We start from the raw sequence: 1,409 nt of genomic DNA, 5'->3' as shown, positions 1-1,409 counted from the left end.
CGCCCCCGCCGGTGGACTCACGACCATCGTCGAGGCCTGCGGCGCGGGCGGGTCGCGGTCCTCGTCGTAGCCGCCGACCTCGAGGTGGGCGCCGGTGGTTCGGTCGTCGTGGCGGATTTCCACCAGCCACAGTCCGCCCTCATCGATACCGACATGGCCGAACGGGTCCAGACCGGATATCCATGTTCGCAGATCCTCGATGGTGATCATGGTCGCCCTGCTTTCGTCGTGCTGGGACCGGGAGTGTCGTGGTGCTCGCGGGTCGGCTCCCGGCCGGTGATCCGATCGAGCAGCCCGTTGGCGACGTTGATGATCTGGTGCAGGTGCGTCCGTGCCTCCGCGGCGGTGGACAGCTCGGCGTCGGCGAACTCCAGTGCGGTGTAGCCGCTGGTGAGAGCGATGTCGTCGTGTCGGCCGCGGAAGTTGCGCAGCATGAGGGTGAACCCGGGCAGCCCGACATTGTTGTGGTCGATGAGCAACTCCAGACGCGGATCCTCGATCAGGACATCGGCGGCGCAGGCGGCCTCGAACAACGCGACCAGGTCGCTCGCGGGTTGGGCGTCGTGGCTGCTGGGCAGCAGAGCCTCGACGTGGTCGCCGTCCACCGCGAGCCACATCTCGAACGCGTTCTCGTTGACAGCGAACGGAATCGGATCATGGTGGGAGATGACGAAGACGGACTCCGCGGCGTCGTCGGTCGTGGCGTCGCTGTGGTCCTCGCCGGCGAGAAGGGCGTGCGCCCGGTTCAGCAGATCCTTCTCGGTGGCGCTGAGGATGTCGTCGGGGTCGCCGGAGCGGGCCCACAACTGCGCGGCGAGGCGTGCCAGCGCGTCGATCTCGGTGTGGGTGAACAAGGTTCCAGTACAGAGCACGGGCGTGGTCCTTTCTGTGCGGTGAGACGGCCTCGCTCGTCGGAGGACCGGCCCGGACCGTGAGCGATGAATTCCAGTCCTCGACGGGGCGTCACCGCGCGGTCGTGTCGGGCCGAGGTCGTCGGGTGGGTTGTGGGCTCAGGCGGCTGCGGGAACGTGCGTGCCGTGCAGGGCGTGTGTTCGAGCGCGCGGAGTCGGTCCTCGGCGTGTCCGCCCCAGCGGGTTTCGAATCCCGCACGCTTCTTCGGGGTTATCGTGTTCGGAGCGGCGACGAAGAACTCCTGCACACGCGGGTAGCGCTCGCTCTCGGGGGTGAGCCACAGGCGGGTGTGTTCCCCGTCGGTCCGCACCGCGATGCCCACCCGTTCGACGAGGTCGAGAACGAACCTCAGCGACGCGGCGCGGTCGCCGTGGTGGATGATCTCGACCGCGCGCCAGGCTTGCGCGGGAGCGCTGTAGCAGCGCCGGACCCGGTACACCGCCCACTCGCACGCGTTCATCGCGGCTTCGGCCAGGGCGTGGACCTCGTGCGCGCCG

General features: G+C 68.8%; 3 protein-coding genes. 1 reads left to right on the top strand and 2 read right to left on the bottom strand.

Features of this window, described 5'->3' with window-relative positions; translation table 11 throughout:
- Both ON30_RS27905 and ON30_RS27900 read right to left on the bottom strand, forming a co-directional pair.
- On the bottom strand, nucleotides 1-210 hold a 210-nt coding region (locus ON30_RS27905; RefSeq protein WP_040711952.1), incomplete at its 3' end, for a hypothetical protein.
- On the bottom strand, nucleotides 207-872 hold the full coding sequence (locus ON30_RS27900; RefSeq protein WP_157183861.1) for a hypothetical protein: 666 nt from the start codon (nucleotides 870-872) through the stop codon (nucleotides 207-209). The genes ON30_RS27900 and ON30_RS27905, both read right to left, overlap by 4 nt.
- Nucleotides 873-1,048: 176 nt before the next feature.
- On the opposite strand from ON30_RS27900, the gene ON30_RS40725 reads away from it, so the two are divergent.
- On the top strand, nucleotides 1,049-1,409 hold a 361-nt coding region (locus ON30_RS40725; protein ID WP_218006310.1), incomplete at its 3' end, for a hypothetical protein.

Origin of the sequence: Nocardia takedensis NBRC 100417 (genome assembly GCF_000308695.1) — a bacterium.
Classification (GTDB): Bacteria; Actinomycetota; Actinomycetes; order Mycobacteriales; family Mycobacteriaceae; genus Nocardia; species Nocardia takedensis.
The sequence above is the reverse complement of the archived record's forward strand: the minus strand, read 5'-3'. Positions and strand labels throughout refer to the sequence as shown.